13 protein-coding genes, 3 tRNA genes and 1 pseudogene are annotated in these 18,350 nt (G+C 62.0%); 4 read left to right on the top strand and 13 right to left on the bottom strand.

Annotated features, from left to right (window positions below; translation table 11 throughout):
- Positions 1-185: 185 nt before the first annotated feature.
- The 4 genes from SLW74_RS09645 (at position 186) to ilvA (ending at position 6,396) form a co-directional block, all read left to right on the top strand.
- Positions 186-1,826 (top strand): methyl-accepting chemotaxis protein, encoded by a 1,641-nt coding sequence (locus SLW74_RS09645; protein ID WP_065986134.1) that lies wholly within the window; start codon positions 186-188, stop codon positions 1,824-1,826.
- Between the two features lie 211 nt (positions 1,827-2,037).
- The gene (locus SLW74_RS09640; RefSeq protein ID WP_410928719.1) at positions 2,038-3,189 is read left to right on the top strand and encodes a carbon-nitrogen hydrolase family protein; all 1,152 of its coding nucleotides are present in this window, start codon (positions 2,038-2,040) and stop codon (positions 3,187-3,189) included.
- A gap of 3 nt (positions 3,190-3,192) precedes the next feature.
- Positions 3,193-4,233 carry an AraC family transcriptional regulator gene (locus tag SLW74_RS09635; protein WP_410928718.1) on the top strand — a complete coding sequence of 347 codons (1,041 nt, stop codon included), beginning with the start codon at positions 3,193-3,195 and terminating at the stop codon, positions 4,231-4,233.
- A gap of 618 nt (positions 4,234-4,851) precedes the next feature.
- A complete protein-coding gene (gene ilvA, locus SLW74_RS09630) occupies positions 4,852-6,396 on the top strand; it encodes a threonine ammonia-lyase, biosynthetic (protein WP_410928815.1) in 1,545 nt (514 codons plus the stop codon).
- 218 nt (positions 6,397-6,614) lie between these two features.
- On the opposite strand, the gene SLW74_RS09625 is transcribed toward ilvA, so the two are convergent.
- From SLW74_RS09625 to truA, 13 genes and pseudogenes are all read right to left on the bottom strand, one after another.
- The gene (locus tag SLW74_RS09625) at positions 6,615-7,502 is read right to left on the bottom strand and encodes a DUF2242 domain-containing protein (RefSeq protein WP_410928717.1); all 888 of its coding nucleotides are present in this window, start codon (positions 7,500-7,502) and stop codon (positions 6,615-6,617) included.
- A 261-nt stretch (positions 7,503-7,763) separates the two neighbouring features.
- Positions 7,764-9,029 carry a 3-phosphoshikimate 1-carboxyvinyltransferase gene (locus tag SLW74_RS09620; protein ID WP_410928716.1) on the bottom strand — a complete coding sequence of 422 codons (1,266 nt, stop codon included), beginning with the start codon at positions 9,027-9,029 and terminating at the stop codon, positions 7,764-7,766.
- 196 nt (positions 9,030-9,225) lie between these two features.
- Positions 9,226-9,302: transfer RNA gene (locus SLW74_RS09615), tRNA-Asp, on the bottom strand.
- 122 nt (positions 9,303-9,424) lie between these two features.
- Positions 9,425-9,501, bottom strand: a tRNA-Asp gene (locus tag SLW74_RS09610).
- Positions 9,502-9,575: 74 nt separating this feature from the next.
- Positions 9,576-9,651, bottom strand: a tRNA-Val gene (locus SLW74_RS09605).
- A 162-nt stretch (positions 9,652-9,813) separates the two neighbouring features.
- Positions 9,814-11,025 carry an O-succinylhomoserine sulfhydrylase gene (locus tag SLW74_RS09600; protein WP_065986404.1) on the bottom strand — a complete coding sequence of 404 codons (1,212 nt, stop codon included), beginning with the start codon at positions 11,023-11,025 and terminating at the stop codon, positions 9,814-9,816.
- A 21-nt stretch (positions 11,026-11,046) separates the two neighbouring features.
- A complete protein-coding gene (gene purF / locus SLW74_RS09595; RefSeq protein WP_065986403.1) occupies positions 11,047-12,555 on the bottom strand; it encodes an amidophosphoribosyltransferase in 1,509 nt (502 codons plus the stop codon).
- Between the two features lie 12 nt (positions 12,556-12,567).
- Entirely contained in the window at positions 12,568-13,155 is a 588-nt protein-coding gene (locus SLW74_RS09590; protein WP_065986402.1) for a CvpA family protein, read from the bottom strand.
- Positions 13,156-13,485: 330 nt separating this feature from the next.
- A complete protein-coding gene (locus SLW74_RS09585) occupies positions 13,486-14,190 on the bottom strand; it encodes an SPOR domain-containing protein (protein WP_065986401.1) in 705 nt (234 codons plus the stop codon).
- A pseudogene (gene folC, locus SLW74_RS09580) lies at positions 14,174-15,480 on the bottom strand (bifunctional tetrahydrofolate synthase/dihydrofolate synthase). Before folC ends, SLW74_RS09585 begins: the two are co-directional and overlap by 17 nt.
- Positions 15,477-16,397 (bottom strand): acetyl-CoA carboxylase, carboxyltransferase subunit beta, encoded by a 921-nt coding sequence (gene accD, locus SLW74_RS09575; RefSeq protein ID WP_065986414.1) that lies wholly within the window; start codon positions 16,395-16,397, stop codon positions 15,477-15,479. Before accD ends, folC begins: the two are co-directional and overlap by 4 nt.
- Positions 16,398-16,681: 284 nt before the next feature.
- Positions 16,682-17,302: a phosphoribosylanthranilate isomerase gene (locus SLW74_RS09570; RefSeq protein ID WP_410928715.1), complete on the bottom strand. Its 621-nt coding sequence runs from the start codon at positions 17,300-17,302 to the stop codon at positions 16,682-16,684.
- A gap of 59 nt (positions 17,303-17,361) precedes the next feature.
- The gene (gene truA / locus SLW74_RS09565) at positions 17,362-18,186 is read right to left on the bottom strand and encodes a tRNA pseudouridine(38-40) synthase TruA (protein WP_410928814.1); all 825 of its coding nucleotides are present in this window, start codon (positions 18,184-18,186) and stop codon (positions 17,362-17,364) included.
- Positions 18,187-18,350 lie beyond the last annotated feature (164 nt).

The following is an 18,350-nucleotide window of genomic DNA, read 5'->3' as shown; positions in this document are numbered from 1 at the left end:
AAACAGCCGCCCGGCCATGCTCAATGACTGGAAGTGACAAATCAATGACCAAGCGGTGCACCTCATCATTCGTCGGGCCACCCTCCAGACTTGCACTTCGCCGCCGATAGCCCCACGACGACCTTGCCGCACTTCCCCGATGTCTGAGCAATGTCCTTCTTCTCAACACCTCGGCAGGACGATCAATGAGCTGGATCAATGATGCAAAAATTTCGACCAAGTTGGTCACAGCCTTTGTGCTGTGCGCCTTCATCACCCTGGGCGTGGGTGTGCTCGGAAGCCGTGGCGTGTCCGACCTGTCGGAAAGCCTGAAACTGGTGTTCAGCAATAACCTGGTGTCCGTCGCAAAAACCGGCGGGGCCAGAACCAACGCCGTAGGGCAAAGCCGCGATCTGTATCGGTTATACACGGCCACTGCCGCCGGCATGCCCCAGGGCGTGAGGGACGAAGTGATTGCCTCAATGAACGCCAATCAGCAGCAGAGCGAAAAAGCGTTCGCCGAATACCGCAAGACCCCGCTCGCCGACGATGAGCGCGCGGCGGGCGATCAGATGGAAAAGGACTGGCCGATCTACCAGGCGCTGGTCCAGAAATACCTCGGCCTCATGAAGGCCGGCGACCTTGATAGCGGCCGCGCGTTGTTGTTCGGCGACCTTCAGACGGCCTACAACGTGGTGCTCGATGAGCTGACCCTCATAGTTAACTCCAATAACCGGCAGATTGGCGAAGGCGCCGAGGACGCCGCCCGCATGGAGTCCTCCGCCAAGACCGCGCTGTACATCGGCATCGGCATTGCCTTTCTGGCGGCGATTCTGCTGGGCATGTTCATCAGTCGTCTGATCAGCCGTCCTATTGCTTATGCGGTCGCAAGCGCGCGGAGCATCGCCGGCGGTGACCTGACGCAACCCGTTGTCAGCACCGGCCGCGATGAAGCCGGGCAATTGCTGACGGCGCTGGGCGAAATGCAGGGCAGCCTGAAAAGCACCATTCAGCAGATTGCCGATGCGTCCAATCAACTGGCCTCCGCCGCAGAAGAGCTGACCACCGTCAGCGATAACGGCAGCAGAGGGTTGGTCCGCCAGAACGACGAAATCCAGCAGGCCGCGACCGCTGTGACGGAAATGACTTCCGCGGTGGAAGAAGTGGCGCGCAACGCCGTGTCCACGTCCGACGCGTCCCGAACCACCAGCAAACAGGCCAGCGACGGCCGTGACCAGGCCCGTGGCGCGGTCGAAGCCATTAACAGCGCGACCACCGAAATCGCCACCTCGACCAACATGGTCCGCGACCTCGCCGTGCAGGTGCGGGACATCGGCAAAGTCCTGGACGTGATTCGCGGCATTGCCGAACAAACCAACCTGCTGGCCTTGAACGCCGCCATCGAAGCCGCCCGTGCCGGTGAACAGGGCCGAGGCTTTGCCGTGGTTGCCGACGAAGTCCGGGCATTGGCTGCACGCACCCAGGCCTCAACCGGTGAAATCGAAGGCATGATCAACAGCGTCCAGGCCAGCGCCGATCAGGCGGTGGGGGCGATGGGCAAAAGTCAGGCGCTGGTGACCGACACCCAGGCGCTGGCCCAGGCAACGGGCCGCGCACTGGAGCAGATCGCCGACGGCATCGCCCAGATCAACGAACGCAACATGGTCATCGCCACGGCCTCCGAAGAGCAGGCGAATGTCGCGCGCGAGGTGGACCGCAATCTGGTGAACATCCAGGATCTGTCTACCCAGACGGCGGCCGGTGCGCACCAGACCAACGCATCGACCCAGGATCTTTCCCGCCTGGCCGTTTCGTTCAACACGCTGGTCAGCCGCTTCCGCCTGTAAAACGCATCGCCCGTGATGCCTGCAAATCGCAGGCATCACGGTTGATCCATACAGCGCAGGCGGCCGCCGATGCCGCCTCGCTTGAACCCATTCGCCGAATGGCCGCTCTGGCCGTTGGCAAACCTTCTCCAAAGCAGCGTTTTGCCGTAGCCTTCCGGCAACGTCATCGCGCCCTGCGCGCTTTCTTCCCAGAGGCAGCTCTCCTTTCTTCATGCGCAAAGTTCTCGGCTCACTTACCGCTGCAGTGCTGGTGATTCTTCTCGTCAGCTACGGGCTGTGGACGGGCAAACGTCATGTCGGGCATTACCTGACAGACCTGCGCATTCAGCTGGTGATCAACGACGGGCAACCCGGTGAACGCGGCAACCTGCTGGGCATTCAGCCCGAGTTGTTCCCTTCCGATTATTCGAGTGCCAAACGCCTGTATCGCAAGCTGGCGTCGTACCTGGTCCAGGCCCGCGACCATGGGCTGCTCAACGATAAAACCATTGTGGTGCTGCCCGAGCACATCGGCACCTGGTTGTTGGCGGTGGACGAAAAAGCCCAGTTCTACCAGGCCACCACCTTCGACGAGGCGATGAACTGGCTGGCGTTCAGTAATCCGCTGCTGTTCATCGACGCAGTGATTCACGCGCGGGGCAGCAGCCGCTTCGAGGACGCACGCCTGCGCATGAAGGCGCACAGCATGGCGCAGGATTATCAGAACGTGTTCGGCGGGCTGGCAAAGGAATTCGGCGTGACGCTGGTGGCCGGCTCGATCGTGCTGCCCAGCCCGCACGTGGAAAACGGCGAACTGCACATCGGCCGCGGCGCGCTCTATAACAGCAGCCTGGTGTTCGGCCCCGACGGCCTGCCTTTGGGGCAACCGCAGCGTCAGTTGTTCCCGGGCTGGAACCAGCGGGGTTACATCCGTCCTGGCAAGGACGCGCCGCTCAACGTGATCGACACCCCGGCCGGCCGTTTGGCGACATTGATCGGCAGCGACAGCTGGTACCCCGACAATTACGGGCGACTCAACGCGAGCGGCGTCGAGCTGATTGCAGTACCGGCCTACGTCGCCGGCACGTACGGCTGGACGCAACCCTGGCGCAGCGACAAGCATGACGCGCTGGCGGCCCATTTGAATCTGGGGGCCAAACCGATCACCCAGGGTGAAGCCTGGCGCCGACTGGCCCTGACACCGGCCAGCACGGCGAAGGCCGGCGTCAGCGTGTTCATGCGCGGCCAGTTCTGGGACCAGGGCAGCGCCGGCCACAGTTTCGCCAGTCGCGGCGGGCAAAGCGTCGCCGAGCAGTCCATCAGCGCTGCCCCGAAAGGCGTTCGCCCCGGGCATGGCGCCCGCCTGATCAATCTGTGGTTGTAATCGATGACCTCCCCTCGTGTGCGTCTGGGCGATCTGTCCGTGGGGTTCGTCCACAGCCTCGCCGACGCTGTTCGCAACGAAGGCCAGGACCCGCAACCACTGCTGCAGCAATACGGCCTGGATGCCGCACGACTCGGTGAGGCCGGCGCCCGGCTGTCGATCCCGCGCTACATGCGCCTGGGCCATGGGGCCGTCGAGCTGACCGGCGTGCCTGCCTTGGGCCTGCGGATGGGCCAATCCAGCCGTCTGAGCCACGCCGGTCTGGCGGGCATCACGGCCGCGCAGGCGCCGACCGTGCGCGAAGCGGCGCGCACGCTGATTCGTTTTGAACCGCTGTACGGCTCGAATTATCGCGGCCAGTCGAGCCTGCACGAAGACAGCGACGGCGCCTGGCTGCGCTTCTATTCCATCAGCCCGTACAACGGCTACAACCGCTTCGTGGTGGATTCGATCCTCAGCGGCTGGCTGCACCAGCTGTCGACGCTGAGCGGGACGACGCTGATAGCCGAACGTCTGGAGATCGAGTTCGACGCCCCCGCCTACGCCGCTGAATACGCCGCGCTCTGCGAGCAGCCGGTCGGTTTCGCGGCGGGCGTCAATCAGCTGCGCCTCAACCAGCGTCAGCTGGGCCTGCGCAACCCCGACCACGTGCCGAGTACCTGGCGGCATCTGCTGCAGGTGTGTGAACGGGAACTCGAACAACTCACCCGAACCCGCAGCCTGCGCGAGCGCATCACCCAATTGCTGGGGCCGTTGTTGAATGGGGGGCGGGAGCCGGATCTCGAAGAAGTGGCCGCGCGACTGAAGCTGCCGACCTGGACCCTGCGCCGCAAGCTGGCGGACGAGGGCACACAGTTCCGTGCGATCCTCAATGACACCCGGCGCGACCTCGCCATGACCTACATCCGGGACACCGAACTGGCCTTTGGCGAAATCGCCTACTTATTGGGATTTGCGTCAGCAGAAGCCTTTCAGCGGGCCTTCAAACGCTGGACCGAACAGACGCCCGGTGCGTTTCGTCGCAGCCAGCGCCAGTCGCTCTGACTGGCAGGCGTGGGTTTTCCTACAACTCGGTGGCGTCTTCTGCGGGTTCCAGCGGGTCCATCTCGTACGCCTGGTATTCCAGCAGTTCTTCTTGGTACTCGTCCATTTTTGCGCCCTCGTGGCGGGTTCTTGTGATCGATGGTGTTCTTGTGTCGCTGAGTCATTCAGCTGCAGATTCACTGACTACGAACCCAACCCTAAAGTGCCCTCATGAACAAAAAATGAAAGCCGGTTGAACAGTAGACGCGCGCGGATAAACGGCGACGGCCCAAGGGATTGTTAGCCTTGCCTGGGTCTGGCATTTGTTTTTTCCTGACTGTCAGTTTTTTGAGCGATGACGGCGTCGCCCACTTGACGACTGCGCCGTGTTCGCCATAGTCTCGACGCCATGAACGCATCCCAGCATTTCTTCGGCCCGATAATTATTACCGCCATTCCAGTCATGGCGGGTTAGCCGACGTTTGCACCCAACCCGCCCTAGAGGCGGGTTTTTTCTCTCTGTCTCCCGGGCCAAAAACCACATCAGGAGCCAGACATGATCATTCGCCCTTCCCTCGCCTGCTTCGCCGCCCGCCTGATCATCCCAAGCCTTCCGACGAGGCCCTCACGATGAATCAGATGCCAGCCCGCCCGCTCGCTCAGGGCGACCTGCTCAATCACTACGTCAAAAAGATCCTGACCTCCCGCGTGTACGACGTTGCCGTGGAAACCCCGCTGCACGCCGCCCGCCAACTCTCCCAACGCCTGGGCAACAACGTGCTGCTCAAGCGCGAAGACTTGCAGCCGGTGTACTCCTTCAAGATTCGCGGCGCGTACAACAAGCTGGCGCAGCTGAGTCCCGAAGAACTGGCGCGGGGCGTGGTAACAGCGTCGGCGGGCAACCATGCCCAAGGCCTGGCGCTGGCGGCGAAGACGTTGGGCGTGTCGGCCACCATCGTGATGCCGAAGACCACGCCGGAGATCAAGGTCGAAGGCGTGCGCTCCCGGGGCGGAAAGGTCGTACTGCACGGCGACTCGTTTCCCGAAGCCCTGGCTTATTCGCTGAAGCTGGTCGAGGAACACGGCTACGTCTACGTCCACCCCTACGACGACCCTGACACCATTGCCGGGCAAGGCACCGTGGCGATGGAAATCCTGCGCCAGCATCAGGGGCCACTGGACGCGATCTTCGTGCCGGTCGGCGGCGGCGGGCTGATCGCCGGCATTGCCGCGTACGTCAAATACCTGCGCCCGGAAATCAAGGTGATCGGCGTTGAGCCGGACGATTCCAACTGCCTGCAACAGGCCATGGCTTACGGCGAGCGCGTGGTGCTGCAACAGGTCGGGCTGTTTGCCGATGGCGTGGCGGTAGCGCAGATCGGGCAGTACACCTTCGACATCTGCAAGGATTACGTCGACGAAGTCATCACCGTCAGCACCGATGAAATCTGTGCGGCGATCAAGGACATCTACGACGACACCCGCTCGATCACCGAGCCCGCCGGCGCGCTGGGCGTGGCCGGGATCAAGAAGTACGCCGAACAGTACGACGTCACCGGGCAGACGTTTGTCGCCATCGACTCTGGCGCCAACGTCAACTTCGACCGCCTGCGTCACGTCGCCGAGCGCGCCGAACTGGGCGAAGGCCGCGAGGCAATCATTGCCGTGACCATCCCGGAACAGGCGGGCAGCTTCAAGGCCTTCTGCGAAGCCATCGGCAAGCGGCAGATCACCGAATTCAACTACCGCTACCACACCGACCGCGAGGCGCACATCTTCGTCGGCGTGCAGACCCACCCCGACACGGACCCTCGCAAAGCGCTGATCGCGAGCCTGACAGAACAGGGTTTTCCGGTGCTGGACCTGACCGACAACGAACTGGCCAAGCTGCACCTGCGGCACATGGTGGGCGGGCATTCGGAGCGGGTCAGCGACGAGGTGGTGCTGCGCTTCGAATTCCCGGAGCGACCGGGAGCGCTGTTCAATTTCCTGAACAAGCTGGGCGGGAAATGGAATATTTCAATGTTCCACTACCGCAACCACGGTGCGGCGGATGGCCGAGTGGTGGCGGGATTGGTGGTGCCGGAGGATGAACGGCATCTGGTGCCACAGGCGCTGGGGGAGATTGGTTATCCGTACTGGGACGAAACCAGGAATCCGGCGTACAAACTGTTTTTAGGGTGACGCGGCTACGAATGACATCGAAGATCTGCAGGCCCAGCGCACCCTTGTGGGAGCGAGCTTGCTCGCGAAGAGTTCAGTACAGCCATTAAATCTCCAGTGGCCGAAATGCCCTCTTCGTGAGCAAGGTGGAGCGCCACCCCGGTCACTCCCACAGCTTTTGCGTTTGCTGCACGTGCGGTGTCAGCACGCGGGACCTCTGCTGGGAATTAGCAGATGACTCACTGCGCCGGCGTTGATTCTACCGCTGGCGCAGCGCTCGGCTCGATGGTCGTTGCCGACGCAGGCGCTGTGGCAGGCGCGGCCTCGGCAGGCGCCGCTGTTTCGGTTTTCAACGGTTCCGCCTCGGCAGGCGCAGGCATCGGTTCGCTGCTCTGCTCGGCAGCGGCCGCAGGTGGGGTCGCAGGGGTCGCCAGTGGCGCTGGTGCGACGGGCGTAGTGGGTGCAGGCGTGGCAGGCGCCGCTGCAGCAGGTGCAGCGGCCGGCTTTTGCTCCGTCAACGCCGCCGGCTTGCCTGGCACCGGCTCAGGCATGCCCAGATCGGTTTTAGGCTTCTCTTCAATGTGTGCAGCCTTCTTCAGTTCGGGCGGCAGGAAATTTTCCACCAGCGCGAAGAAGCGATCATAGAACTTGGACGACGCCACGGTTTCACTGGCGACCTTGACCATCGAGTCGTCGGTCGAACCAATCGGCATCGAGACCGAGCCCAGCACGCCAACCCCCAGGCTGGCGGAGTTATTGACCTTCTTCAACGCATAGCGATCCTGCAGCGCATTGGCGAACATCGTGGTCCGTTTATCAGCACTGCCGTCCGGCGCGCACACCACGTTGAAGCTGATCTCCATGTGTGTTTCGCCGGTTTGCTGAAAGCTCTTATGGCCGCTGATCACTTTGGGATCGCTGCTGGTAATGATGTAGCCCTGACTCAACAGCGCCCTTCGGGCCGCTTCGCAGGTGGCGGCATCCGAGACCGGGTAGCTGCGGGAGAATGTCCCGGCATCGTCGAAATTCTCATGCTCATAGACCGTCGGTTTCTTCGACGAGCAGCCTGCGGCAGCCAGCAGGGTGATGACCCAGCATGCGGTACGAAAGCTCAGTAATTTAGGCATCAAACATCCTGGGGCAATTGGTCGACTGAAAGTGGACCGGAGAAAACGCCGGTAAGTCTGCAACAAGCCTGCCATGGGATCAACGCAGAGTTTGCAACCGTGTGGATACATCGAAACGGCAACCATGAACGGGGCCTGTACGCGTGGGCCTGTCAAGGCAGCGCAGGTTGCGCTGATCAGACTGCAACGGGGTCGGAAAAGTCGCCCCACCGGGCCTGGCGTCCATCAGTCGACGGCTGCAGGCCCGGCATGCCCTGCGCCTCAGACCTCGCCGTGCACCAGTTTCACCCCGAGGAACTCCAGCGCCCGCCAATAGCCGGGGTAGGTTTTGCCGACGCACTCCGGATCCTGAATCCGCACCCCTGCCAACTTCAGACCGGCCAGCGCGAAACACATGGCAATGCGGTGGTCGGAATGGGTATTGATCAGCGCGTGACTGCTGGTGCCCGCCAGACTCGGATCAGCGGCAACCAACAGATCGTCGCCCTCTACCGAGGCCAGCCCGGCCCGAACCTGATTCAGGCCATCGTGCAGCGCCTGTACGCGATCGCATTCCTTGACGCGCAGGTTGGCCAAGTCAACGAAGCGCACAGGCGTCTCGTTGAAGGCCGCCAGCACCGCCAGCGTAGGAATCGCGTCCTGCATCTGTGAGCCGTTTATGACCGCAGGCATCTTCGGAAACTGCGCGATCACTTCCATGGCCTTGGCGTCTGGCTGAGTGAACGCCTCCCCCGCCACGCCCAGGTCGATCTTGCCGCCGGTCAGCGCCTCGGCAGCCCACAAATAGGTTGCAGCCGAGGCGTCGGGCTCGATCTGGTAATCGCAGGCGGTGTAACCCGTCGGTGCAACGCGCCACAACGCGTCATCCAGCACCTCGACCTCGGCACCGAACGCGCGCATGCAGGCGATGGTCAAGTCGATGTAACCGCGCGCGCCGATTTCCTTGCCGGTCAGCGCCACTTCAATCGGTGCATCGCCACAGGCCGCCACCATCAACAGCGCGGAGACGTACTGACTGGACAGGCCGCCGTCGATTTCGAAGCGTTTGGCGGTGATCAAACCCGTCCCGTGCACCGCCACCGGAGGGCAACCGGTGGCGCTTTCCGCGATCAGGCCGCCTTTGCGTAGCGCCTCCAGCAACGGGCCGATCGGGCGCTTCTGCATGTAGTGATCGCCGTCCAGCGTGACGCTGCCATTTACCGTGCCGACCGCCGCTGTCAGGAACCGCACCGCCGTGCCGGCATTGCCGAGGAACAGCGCGTCCTGGGGGACTTCAAGTTGCCCACTGCTGGTGACGACGAAGCTGGTGTCGTCCGGCTCTTCGATGGTCACGCCCATTTGCCGCAGGGCGTTGGACATATGGCGGGTGTCGTCGCTTTTCAGCGCGCCGCGCAAGTGGCTGGTGCCCTTGGCAAGGGCAGCCAGGAGCAGCGCGCGGTTGGTGATGGACTTCGAGCCGGGCGGCGACACATGGCCCGTCAGCGGTACGCCCGGCGGGATGACAGTGATGGTTTGGTTCATGCCCATGGTCCAGCTCTCCAAATTCGAAATCAGGCACCGCACAGCGCCGCGTTAACAGCCGGCGATCATGGCATTTATCGCCGAGCTCTGCAGCATCCAGCGCGACAGGCGAAGCGTTCGCCAAATCGCAGGCACAAAAAAAGCGATCCTGGGATCGCTTTCTCTGTTGCTTCAAGGCGTTCAAGGGCCTCGAAGCGATGTATGGCGCAGCGGACGGGACTCGAACCCGCGACCCCCGGCGTGACAGGCCGGTATTCTAACCGACTGAACTACCGCTGCTTGTCGCACAGACTTTCATCTGCTTAACGCTGTTGAAACCGACCCTTGGGCCTGCTTCGTAAAACACTGAATGAAAACCTAGGCTTTCAATCTCGAACCGGGAAGACCCGATTCGGAAAATATGGCGCAGCGGACGGGACTCGAACCCGCGACCCCCGGCGTGACAGGCCGGTATTCTAACCGACTGAACTACCGCTGCGCAGTGCGTGGACTTTCGTCCTGCTGAATCTCAGTATCCTTCAGCGTCTAGTGTTGCTGTGAAACACTCAACGATGGTGGGTGATGACGGGATCGAACCGCCGACCCTCTGCTTGTAAGGCAGATGCTCTCCCGGCTGAGCTAATCACCCTTGCTTCGCTGAGGCCGCGAAATTTACGCAGGTGATGAACCTAAGTCAATAGCCTGCTTGAAGTTTTTTTAAAAAGAGCCATTTTTCGCAGCAAGCACGAAGCTGCACATCGCAAACAAAAAAGCGAGCCCCAGGGCTCGCTTTCGTGTTCGGACACCCTGCTTACAAGGCAGCCAGACCCCGTGCGAGATCCGCTTGCAGGTCTGCGACGTCCTCCAGCCCTACCGCGACGCGGATCAGACTGTCACGAATGCCGGCCGCCTCACGCTCTTGCGGAGACAGCCGACCGTGGGAGGTGGTGCTCGGATGAGTAATAGTGGTCTTGGTATCGCCCAGGTTCGCGGTGATCGAGATCAATCGCGTGGCATCAATGAAACGCCATGCGCCGTCCTTGCCACCCTTCACCTCAAAACTCACCACCGCGCCGAACGCCGTCTGTTGACGCTTGGCCAATGCATGTTGCGGGTGACTCTCGAGACCGGAGTAATGCACCTTCTCGATGCCCTCCTGCTGTTCGAGCCACTGCGCCAGTTCCAGAGCGCTCTGGCAATGGGCACGCATGCGGATTTTCAGGGTTTCGAGCCCCTTGAGGAACAGCCAGGCGTTGAACGGGCTCAGGCTGGGGCCAGCAGTGCGCAGGAAGCCGACGACTTCTTTCATCAGCTCGCTACGACCGACCACCACGCCACCCATGGCGCGGCCTTGTCCGTCGATGAACTTGGTCGCCGAGTGCACGACCACGTCCGCCCCCATGCGCAGCGGTTGCTGCAGGGCCGGAGTGCAGAAGCAGTTATCGACCACCAGCAGCGTGCCCTTGGCATGGGCGATTTCCGCCAGCCCGTTGATGTCGACCAGCTCCGCCAACGGGTTGGAAGGCGATTCGACAAACAGCATTTTGGTGTTCGGCTTGATCGCCGCGTCCCAGCCGGACAATTCGGCGAGGGGGACGTAATCGACCTCCACCCCGAAGCGTTTGAAATACTTTTCAAACAGGCTGATGGTCGAACCGAACACGCTCTTCGACACCAGCACGTGGTCGCCGGCGCTGCAGAAGCTCATCACCGTGGCGAGGATGGCGGACATCCCCGTGGAGGTCGCCACCGCCTGCTCGCCGCCTTCCAGCGCGGCCATGCGCTCTTCGAACGAGGCCACGGTCGGGTTGGTGTAGCGCGAATAGACGTTGCCGGGGATCTCACCGGCGAAGGTCGCAGCCGCCTCGGCTGCCGTGCGGAACACGTAGCTGGACGTGAAAAACAGTGGATCGCTGTGCTCGCGTTCCGGCGTGCGGTGCTGACCGGCACGTACCGCGAGGGTGTCGAAACCGACGCCCTCGAGATCGCTGTCCAGTCGACCGGCATCCCATTCCTGAGTCATGCCGCCTGCTCCTTGTCTGGATTAATTGTTGTACAGATCGATGATCGCGCTCACCGCCTGAGTCTTGACCTTGGAGGCGTCGTTGCGCGCCTGCTCGATCTTGTTCAGGTAGTGCTCGTCGATGTCACCGGTCACGTACTTGCCGTCGAAGACCGAACAGTCGAAGTTGTCGATCTTGATCTTTTTGCTGCCACTCACCGCCTCGATCAGGTCATTCAGGTCCTGATAGACCAGCCAGTCGGCACCGATGAGGTCGGCCACGTCCTGGGTGGAACGGTTGTGAGCGATCAGCTCGTGGGCACTCGGCATGTCGATGCCGTAGACGTTGGGGAAGCGCACAGCCGGGGCCGCGGAACAGAAATACACGTTCTTGGCGCCGGCTTCGCGGGCCATCTGGATGATCTGCTTGCACGTAGTGCCGCGAACGATGGAGTCATCCACCAGCATCACGTTCTTGCCACGGAATTCCAGCTCGATCGCGTTAAGCTTCTGGCGCACGGATTTCTTCCGCGCGGCCTGGCCCGGCATGATGAACGTGCGGCCGATGTAGCGGTTCTTGACGAAGCCTTCGCGGAATTTCACGCCCAGGTGGTTCGCCAGCTCCAGCGCCGCCGTACGGCTGGTGTCCGGAATCGGGATGACCACGTCGATGTCGTGATCAGGACGCTCGCGCAGGATCTTGTCGGCCAGCTTCTCGCCCATGCGCAGACGCGCCTTGTAGACCGAGATGCCGTCGATGATTGAATCAGGACGCGCCAGGTAGACGTGCTCGAAAATGCACGGGGCGTATTTCGGGTTGGTGGCGCACTGGCGGGTGTGCAGCTTGCCGTCTTCGGTGATGTACACCGCTTCGCCCGGGGCGAGGTCACGAATCAGGGTGAAGCCGAGCACGTCCAGGGAAACGCTTTCGGACGCGATCATGTACTCGACGCCTTCGTCGGTGTGACGCTGACCGAAGACGATCGGGCGGATGGCATCCGGGTCGCGGAAGCCGACAATGCCGTAACCGGTGATCATCGCCACGACCGCGTAACCGCCACGGCAACGCTTATGCACGTCAGTGACGGCCGCGAAGATGTCTTCTTCGGTCGGTTGCAACTTGCCGCGCACGGCCAGCTCGTGGGCGAACACGTTGAGCAGCACTTCGGAATCGGAATTGGTGTTGACGTGGCGCAGGTCGGATTCGTATATCTCCTTGGCCAGTTGCTCGACGTTGGTCAGGTTGCCGTTATGCGCCAGGGTGATGCCGTAAGGCGAGTTGACGTAGAACGGCTGGGCTTCGGCCGACGTCGAGCTGCCCGCCGTTGGGTAACGTACGTGACCAATGCCCATGTGCCCGACCAGGCGCTGCATATGGCGCTGGTGGAACACGTCACGAACCAGACCGTTGTCCTTGCGTAGAAACAACCGGCCGTCATGGCTGGTCACGATACCGGCAGCGTCCTGGCCGCGGTGCTGGAGGACGGTGAGCGCGTCATAAAGCGCCTGATTGACGTTCGACTTGCCGACGATACCGACGATGCCACACATGCGACACAACCCCTACTTAGTGGAACTGGATTTACCGAGCACTTCCGGCGGCGTTGTAGGCGGCAGGAGGTGATCCTTGAACGGGATGTCAACAGGTACGCTGACTCCGCTGGCTAGCCACTTGCTGGACATCCCGAGAATCAGGTTTTTCGACCAGTCAGCGACCATGACAAATTGCGGGAGCAGCCTCGACTGCTGCCACCATTGATCCTGTTGCACCGGGCCCAGGCTCAACAGCCCGACCGCAACGACAACCAGCAAGGCTCCGCGCGCCGCGCCGAAGACCATGCCCAGAAAACGATCGGTCCCGGACAGCCCGGTGACGCGAATCAGTTCTCCAATCAGAAAGTTGACCATGGCGCCGACCAGCAGTGTGGCGACGAAAAGAATGGTGCAGCCCGCAATCACGCGCGCCGAAGGTGCTTCGATGTAGTTGACCAGATACTGGGCCAGCGATCCGCCAAACATCCAGGCGACGGCACCTGCGATGATCCACGTCAGCAAGGACAATGCTTCTTTGACGAAGCCGCGCTTGAGACTGATCAAAGCTGAGATGGCGACAATTGCAATGATCGCCCAGTCAACCGGAGTAAATGACACGTCGCAGCCTACAGACTGATAAGGCGGCGGATTTTAGCAGAGCACTCGCCTGCCGGTAAGCAGCGATTGCGGATGAAGGGCATTTAAGGCGAACTATTGGACTTTGTTGGGGATCGGCCGGGGTTAAACCCGAAATCGATGGCGTCAGATCCGGCCCTTCCCGGCCCCTTCCCGGCTGAAGCCGGTCCTACAACGACACCGCGGACATTTCGTAGGGCCGGCTTTAGCCGGGAAGGCGTCAGTTGCCACACTGCGAGATGGAGAGTGACTGATCCGCGCCCTTCCCGGCTGAAGCCGGTCCTACGGAGGGAAGGCGTCGGCCGGGGACGCTTACTTACGCTCCGGCTGGAAACGCACAACGATGCCTTTGATCTTCTGCTGTTTTTCCAGCGTGTCACGCAGACGATCAGCTTCGACGCGTTCGATCACCGGGCCGACGAAGACGCGGTTCACGCCATCTGAGGTGCGGATGTAGGCGTTGTAGCCCTGAGTGCGCAACGTCTTCTGCAGATTGTCGGCATTGGCGCGGTTGGAAAGGCTCGCCAGCTGTACCGCCCAGGTGACCGACAAACCATTGGCATCGACCCGGCTGGTCTCGGCTGCCGGTGTGACAGGCGCTGCCGCTTGAGCGGGTGCCGGCGTCGGTGCCGGAGCAGGCTTCGCGGGCGCGGTCTGAACGGGTTTCGGCGCAGCAGCCACAGGCTTGGAAGGCGCAGGGGCAATGGGCATGGACGGCGGCTGTTGACTGGTGCGCTGCTGAACGGGCTGGGCAGGACGCGCGGACTGAGCAGGCTGCGTCAGCTCGTCATCGCTTGGCACCGGCTCCTGCGGCAATGGCTGCTGTTCAGGCACGCTGACGGGTTCGACCTTGATCTGCGAGGTGGCCGGCGCTTGCGGCGCGGCAGGCGCATCGACCTGAACACGGCGGGCTTCGTCCTGACGCGAAAACAGCATCGGCAGAAAAATCACCGCGATGGCAATCAGCACCAATGCCCCAACCATCCGCTGTTTGTACGCTTTATCCAGCAAAGCCATGTGTCACTTCCTCCGTGACGCGCCAGCAAGCCATTCCAGGGCTTCGGCTACGCAGTAAAAAGACCCGAACAGAACAATCTCGTCGTCGGCTGTCGCGTGGGCGCACTGAGCTTCAAGTGCCAGCGCGATACTCGGGTGAGACGTCACGCGAGCGCCAAGGTTCTGCAACGCCTGTTCGATCTCTTGCGCCGGACGGCTGCGCGGCGTTGGCAGCGGTGCGACGGCCCAACTGCTGAACGTCTCGCTCAGTTCCGCCAGAACGCCCGGCAGGTCCTTGTCACTGAGCAAACCCAACACCGCCAGACGCTTGCCCGCCACCGGTCGCTGATTCAGGCGCTGGGCGAGAAACGTTGCTGCATGGGGGTTGTGGCCCACGTCCAGCAGCAGGCTTAGGGATTTCCCCTGCCAGTCGATGCTGCGACGGTCAAGGCGACCGGTGACGCGCGTATTGACGAGCGCATCGCGAAGGGTCGACTCATCCCACGGCAAATCCAGCAGCAGGTAGGCCTGCAGCGCCAGCGCGCCGTTCTGCATGGGGAGGTCGAGTAACGGCAGCGAATGCAGTTCGATTGTGCGGCCCTGTGCATCAGTGCCCGACCAGTCCCACCCCGTCGCGTTGATCTGCAGATTGAAATCGCGACCGCGCAGCGACAGCGGGCAATGCAGTGCCTGCGCTTTGTCGAGCAACGGCTGCGGCGGATCAAGATCGCCACACAGTGCAGGCCGTCCCTCACGGAATATCCCGGCCTTCTCGAATGCCACGGTCTCACGGGTATTGCCGAGGAATTCCGCGTGGTCAACGCCAATGCTGGTGACCAGCGCCATGTCGGCGTCGATCAGATTGACCGTATCAAGCCGCCCGCCGAGACCGACTTCCAGCACGACCGCATCCAGCCCGGCCTGCTCGAACAGCCAGAAGGCTGCCAGCGTGCCCATTTCGAAATAGGTCAGGGAAATGTCGCCGCGGCCGCGCTCGACCACCTCGAACGCCGCGCACAGCGCGGCGTCGGTGGCTTCGACGCCCTGCACCTGCACACGCTCGTTGTAGCGCAGCAGGTGCGGCGAGCTGTAAACGCCGACTTTCAGGCCCTGGGCCTGCAACAAGGAAGCAACGAATGCGCAGGTCGAGCCTTTGCCGTTGGTGCCGGTGACCGTGATCACTCTGGGCGCCGGCCGGGTCAGGCCCATCTGAGCTGCCACCTGCTGCGAACGCTCCAATCCCATATCGATGGCCGACGGGTGCAGGTGTTCCAGATAGCTGAGCCAGTCGCTCAACGAGCGTGCGGTCATAGGTTCGCCGGAACAGGCGGTACAACGATCGGCTCAACTGTCGGCGCCACGAATTTCGGCGTCGGCAGCCCCATCATCTGGGCCAATACGTTACCGAGACGCTGACGCAGTTCCTGACGGTGAATGATCATGTCGATCGCGCCGTGGTCGAGCAGGAATTCGCTGCGCTGGAAACCTTCCGGCAGCTTCTCGCGCACGGTCTGCTCAATGACGCGAGGGCCGGCGAAGCCGATCAGGGCCTTTGGCTCGGCGACAATGATGTCGCCCAGCATCGCTAGGCTGGCAGAAACACCGCCGTAGACCGGGTCGGTCAGCACGGAGATAAACGGCAGGCCCTCTTCACGAAGACGCGCCAGGACGGCCGAGGTCTTGGCCATCTGCATCAGCGAGATCAAGGCTTCCTGCATGCGCGCACCGCCGGATGCGGCGAAGCAGATCATCGGGCAGCGGTTTTCCAGGGCGTAGTTGGCAGCTTGCACGAAGCGCTCACCCACCACCGCACCCATCGAGCCGCCCATGAAGGAGAACTCGAATGCGCTGCACACCACCGGCATGCCCAACAGGGTGCCGCTCATGGAAATCAGCGCGTCCTTTTCACCGGTCTGCTTCTGTGCCGCGACGAGGCGATCCTTGTACTTCTTGCCGTCGCGGAATTTCAGACGGTCCACCGGCTCCAGATCAACGCCGATCTCCTGACGGCCTTCGGCGTCCAGGAAGATATTCAGACGGGCGCGGGCGCCGATGCGCATGTGGTGGTTGCACTTCGGGCAGACGTCCAGGGTCTTTTCCAGCTCCGGGCGATACAGCACCGCTTCGCAGGACGGGCATTTGTGCCACAGACCTTCGGGCACCGAGCTCTTCTTGACCTCGGAACGCATGATCGAAGGGATCAGTTTGTCTACCAACCAGTTGCTCATGCTTTCTCTCTCCAGTACCGATGGCTCGAACGCGATGGCAATAGGTGCCATGCGCATGCCCTTAAACCAATGTCATGTAAGGTGCCGCGAAATGCCGTACAACGATCGGCGCGAAGCCTGACCTGCCGAGACAACACTCGCAAACACCCCTCTCAACTTCCATCACGAGACGCAAGACGTCTTCGCTCAATCAATTCGGCCACGCGCATCAGCGGATGGCAGGCTAGTGGACGGCGACCGTTGGTCCGCCGTCACATCCCAGCCGATGTTGCCGGGCAAACGACCTAGGCGCCGTGTACTGCACTCATGAACGCACAGATCTTGTCGTGATCCTTCAGGCCTTTGGATTTCTCCACCCCGCCACTCACGTCCACGGCGTAGGGATGCACCTGCGCAATGGCCTGGGAAACGTTGGCCGAGGTCAGCCCGCCGGCGAGGATCACTGGCTTGCTCAAATGTTTTGGAATCAGTGCCCAGTCGAAGGTTTCCCCCGTCCCGCCCGGAATGCCGGCGACATAGGTGTCGAGGAGGATGCCGCAAGCGTTGGCGTAAGCATCGCAAGTGGCCGCGATGTCGTCGCCGGCCTGGACCCGCAGCGCTTTGATGTACGGGCGGCTATAGCCTTCGCACTGCTCCGGGGTTTCATCGCCGTGAAACTGAATGAGGTCGAGGGGAACGACGTCGAGCAGGGCTTTCAAGTCAGCGCGCTCTGCATTCACGAACAGGCCGACAGTGCTGACGAACGGCGGCAGCGCGGCAACGATTGCCTGGGCCTGCTCGACCGTCACGAAGCGCGGACTTGAGGGGTAAAACACCAGCCCGATGGCATCGGCTCCCGCGTCAACGGCGGCCAACGCGTCTTCTATGCAGGTAATCCCGCAGATCTTGCTGCGAACGGCTGACATGTAGTGGAGACCTCAAGCCTTGCGAAAGTCACGGATGGTAGCAAATGCAGTCACCCGCGTCAGCCGTCCAGTTCCGTGAAGCCGGTGAGAAAATGCGGGCCGATGTAGCGATCCGGTAACGGGAACTCGTCGCGGTATTCCACCTGAACCAGATACAGGCCGAAAGGATGAGCCGTCACGCCGCCGGTGCGTCGGACCCGACTTTCCAGCACCTCCCTCGCCCACTCGATTGGCCGCTCCCCTGCCCCGATGGTCATCAGCACACCGGCAATGTTGCGCACCATGTGATGCAGAAAGGCATTGGCGCGGACATCAATGACGATCATCTTGCCGTGGCGGGTGACGCGCAAATGATGAAGCTGCTTGATCGGCGATTTGGCCTGGCATTGACCGGCACGGAACGCGCTGAAATCGTGGGTGCCGACCAGATACTCGGCCGCCAGCGCCATGCGTTCGGCATCCAGCGGGCGATGGTTCCAGGTGATTTCCTGGCCCAGGTGCGCCGGACGGATCTGATCGTTGTAGATCACATAGCGATAACGTCGGGCGATGGCCTTGAAGCGCGCGTGAAAATGCGCGGGCATGACCTTGGCCCAAGTCACGCTGATGTCATGGGGCAGATTGATATTGGCGCCCATGGTCCAGGCTTTCATGCTGCGCTCGGCCTGGGTATCGAAGTGCACCACCTGACCGCACGCGTGCACACCGGCATCGGTGCGCCCTGCGCACATCAGCGACACCGGCGAATCCGCAACTTTCGACAGGGCGTTTTCCAGCGCTTCCTGGACGGTCAGCACACCGGTCAACTGGCGCTGCCAGCCGCTGTAGCGCGAGCCCTTGTATTCCACGCCCAGGGCGATTCTGGAAAAACCTTCGGCCGCCAGTTCGGCTGCCGCTGTTTCTGCCTCGGTGTCTGTAGTTGCCAAGAGCTTAAAGCCTGTCGATGTGCGCAAGGGCGGCCATTATACGGATCGAAAAAAAAGACGCCATCGGCAGCGCTGGTGAACCCGCACGCACGCGAAAAGCCGAAGGGCCCGACCCGGAAACG

It is taken from the genome of Pseudomonas sp. W5-36 (assembly GCF_046540455.1).
In the GTDB taxonomy this organism is placed as follows: domain Bacteria; phylum Pseudomonadota; class Gammaproteobacteria; order Pseudomonadales; family Pseudomonadaceae; genus Aquipseudomonas; species Aquipseudomonas graminis_B.
Note: the sequence above shows the minus strand (reverse complement) of the source record. Positions and strands in the feature narration are given on the sequence as shown.

Bases quoted from the DNA above. Each gene is read 5' to 3' on its own strand.
- SLW74_RS09645 (WP_065986134.1), top strand. From the start codon at position 186: ATGAGCTGGATCAATGATGCAAAAATTTCGACCAAGTTGGTCACAGCC.
- SLW74_RS09640 (WP_410928719.1), top strand. From the start codon at position 2,038: ATGCGCAAAGTTCTCGGCTCACTTACCGCTGCAGTGCTGGTGATTCTT.
- SLW74_RS09635 (WP_410928718.1), top strand. From the start codon at position 3,193: ATGACCTCCCCTCGTGTGCGTCTGGGCGATCTGTCCGTGGGGTTCGTC.
- ilvA (WP_410928815.1), top strand. From the start codon at position 4,852: ATGCCAGCCCGCCCGCTCGCTCAGGGCGACCTGCTCAATCACTACGTC.
- SLW74_RS09625 (WP_410928717.1), bottom strand. From the start codon at position 7,502: ATGCCTAAATTACTGAGCTTTCGTACCGCATGCTGGGTCATCACCCTG.
- SLW74_RS09620 (WP_410928716.1), bottom strand. From the start codon at position 9,029: ATGGGCATGAACCAAACCATCACTGTCATCCCGCCGGGCGTACCGCTG.
- SLW74_RS09600 (WP_065986404.1), bottom strand. From the start codon at position 11,025: ATGACTCAGGAATGGGATGCCGGTCGACTGGACAGCGATCTCGAGGGC.
- purF (WP_065986403.1), bottom strand. From the start codon at position 12,555: ATGTGTGGCATCGTCGGTATCGTCGGCAAGTCGAACGTCAATCAGGCG.
- SLW74_RS09585 (WP_065986401.1), bottom strand. From the start codon at position 14,190: ATGGCTTTGCTGGATAAAGCGTACAAACAGCGGATGGTTGGGGCATTG.
- accD (WP_065986414.1), bottom strand. From the start codon at position 16,397: ATGAGCAACTGGTTGGTAGACAAACTGATCCCTTCGATCATGCGTTCC.
- SLW74_RS09570 (WP_410928715.1), bottom strand. From the start codon at position 17,302: ATGTCAGCCGTTCGCAGCAAGATCTGCGGGATTACCTGCATAGAAGAC.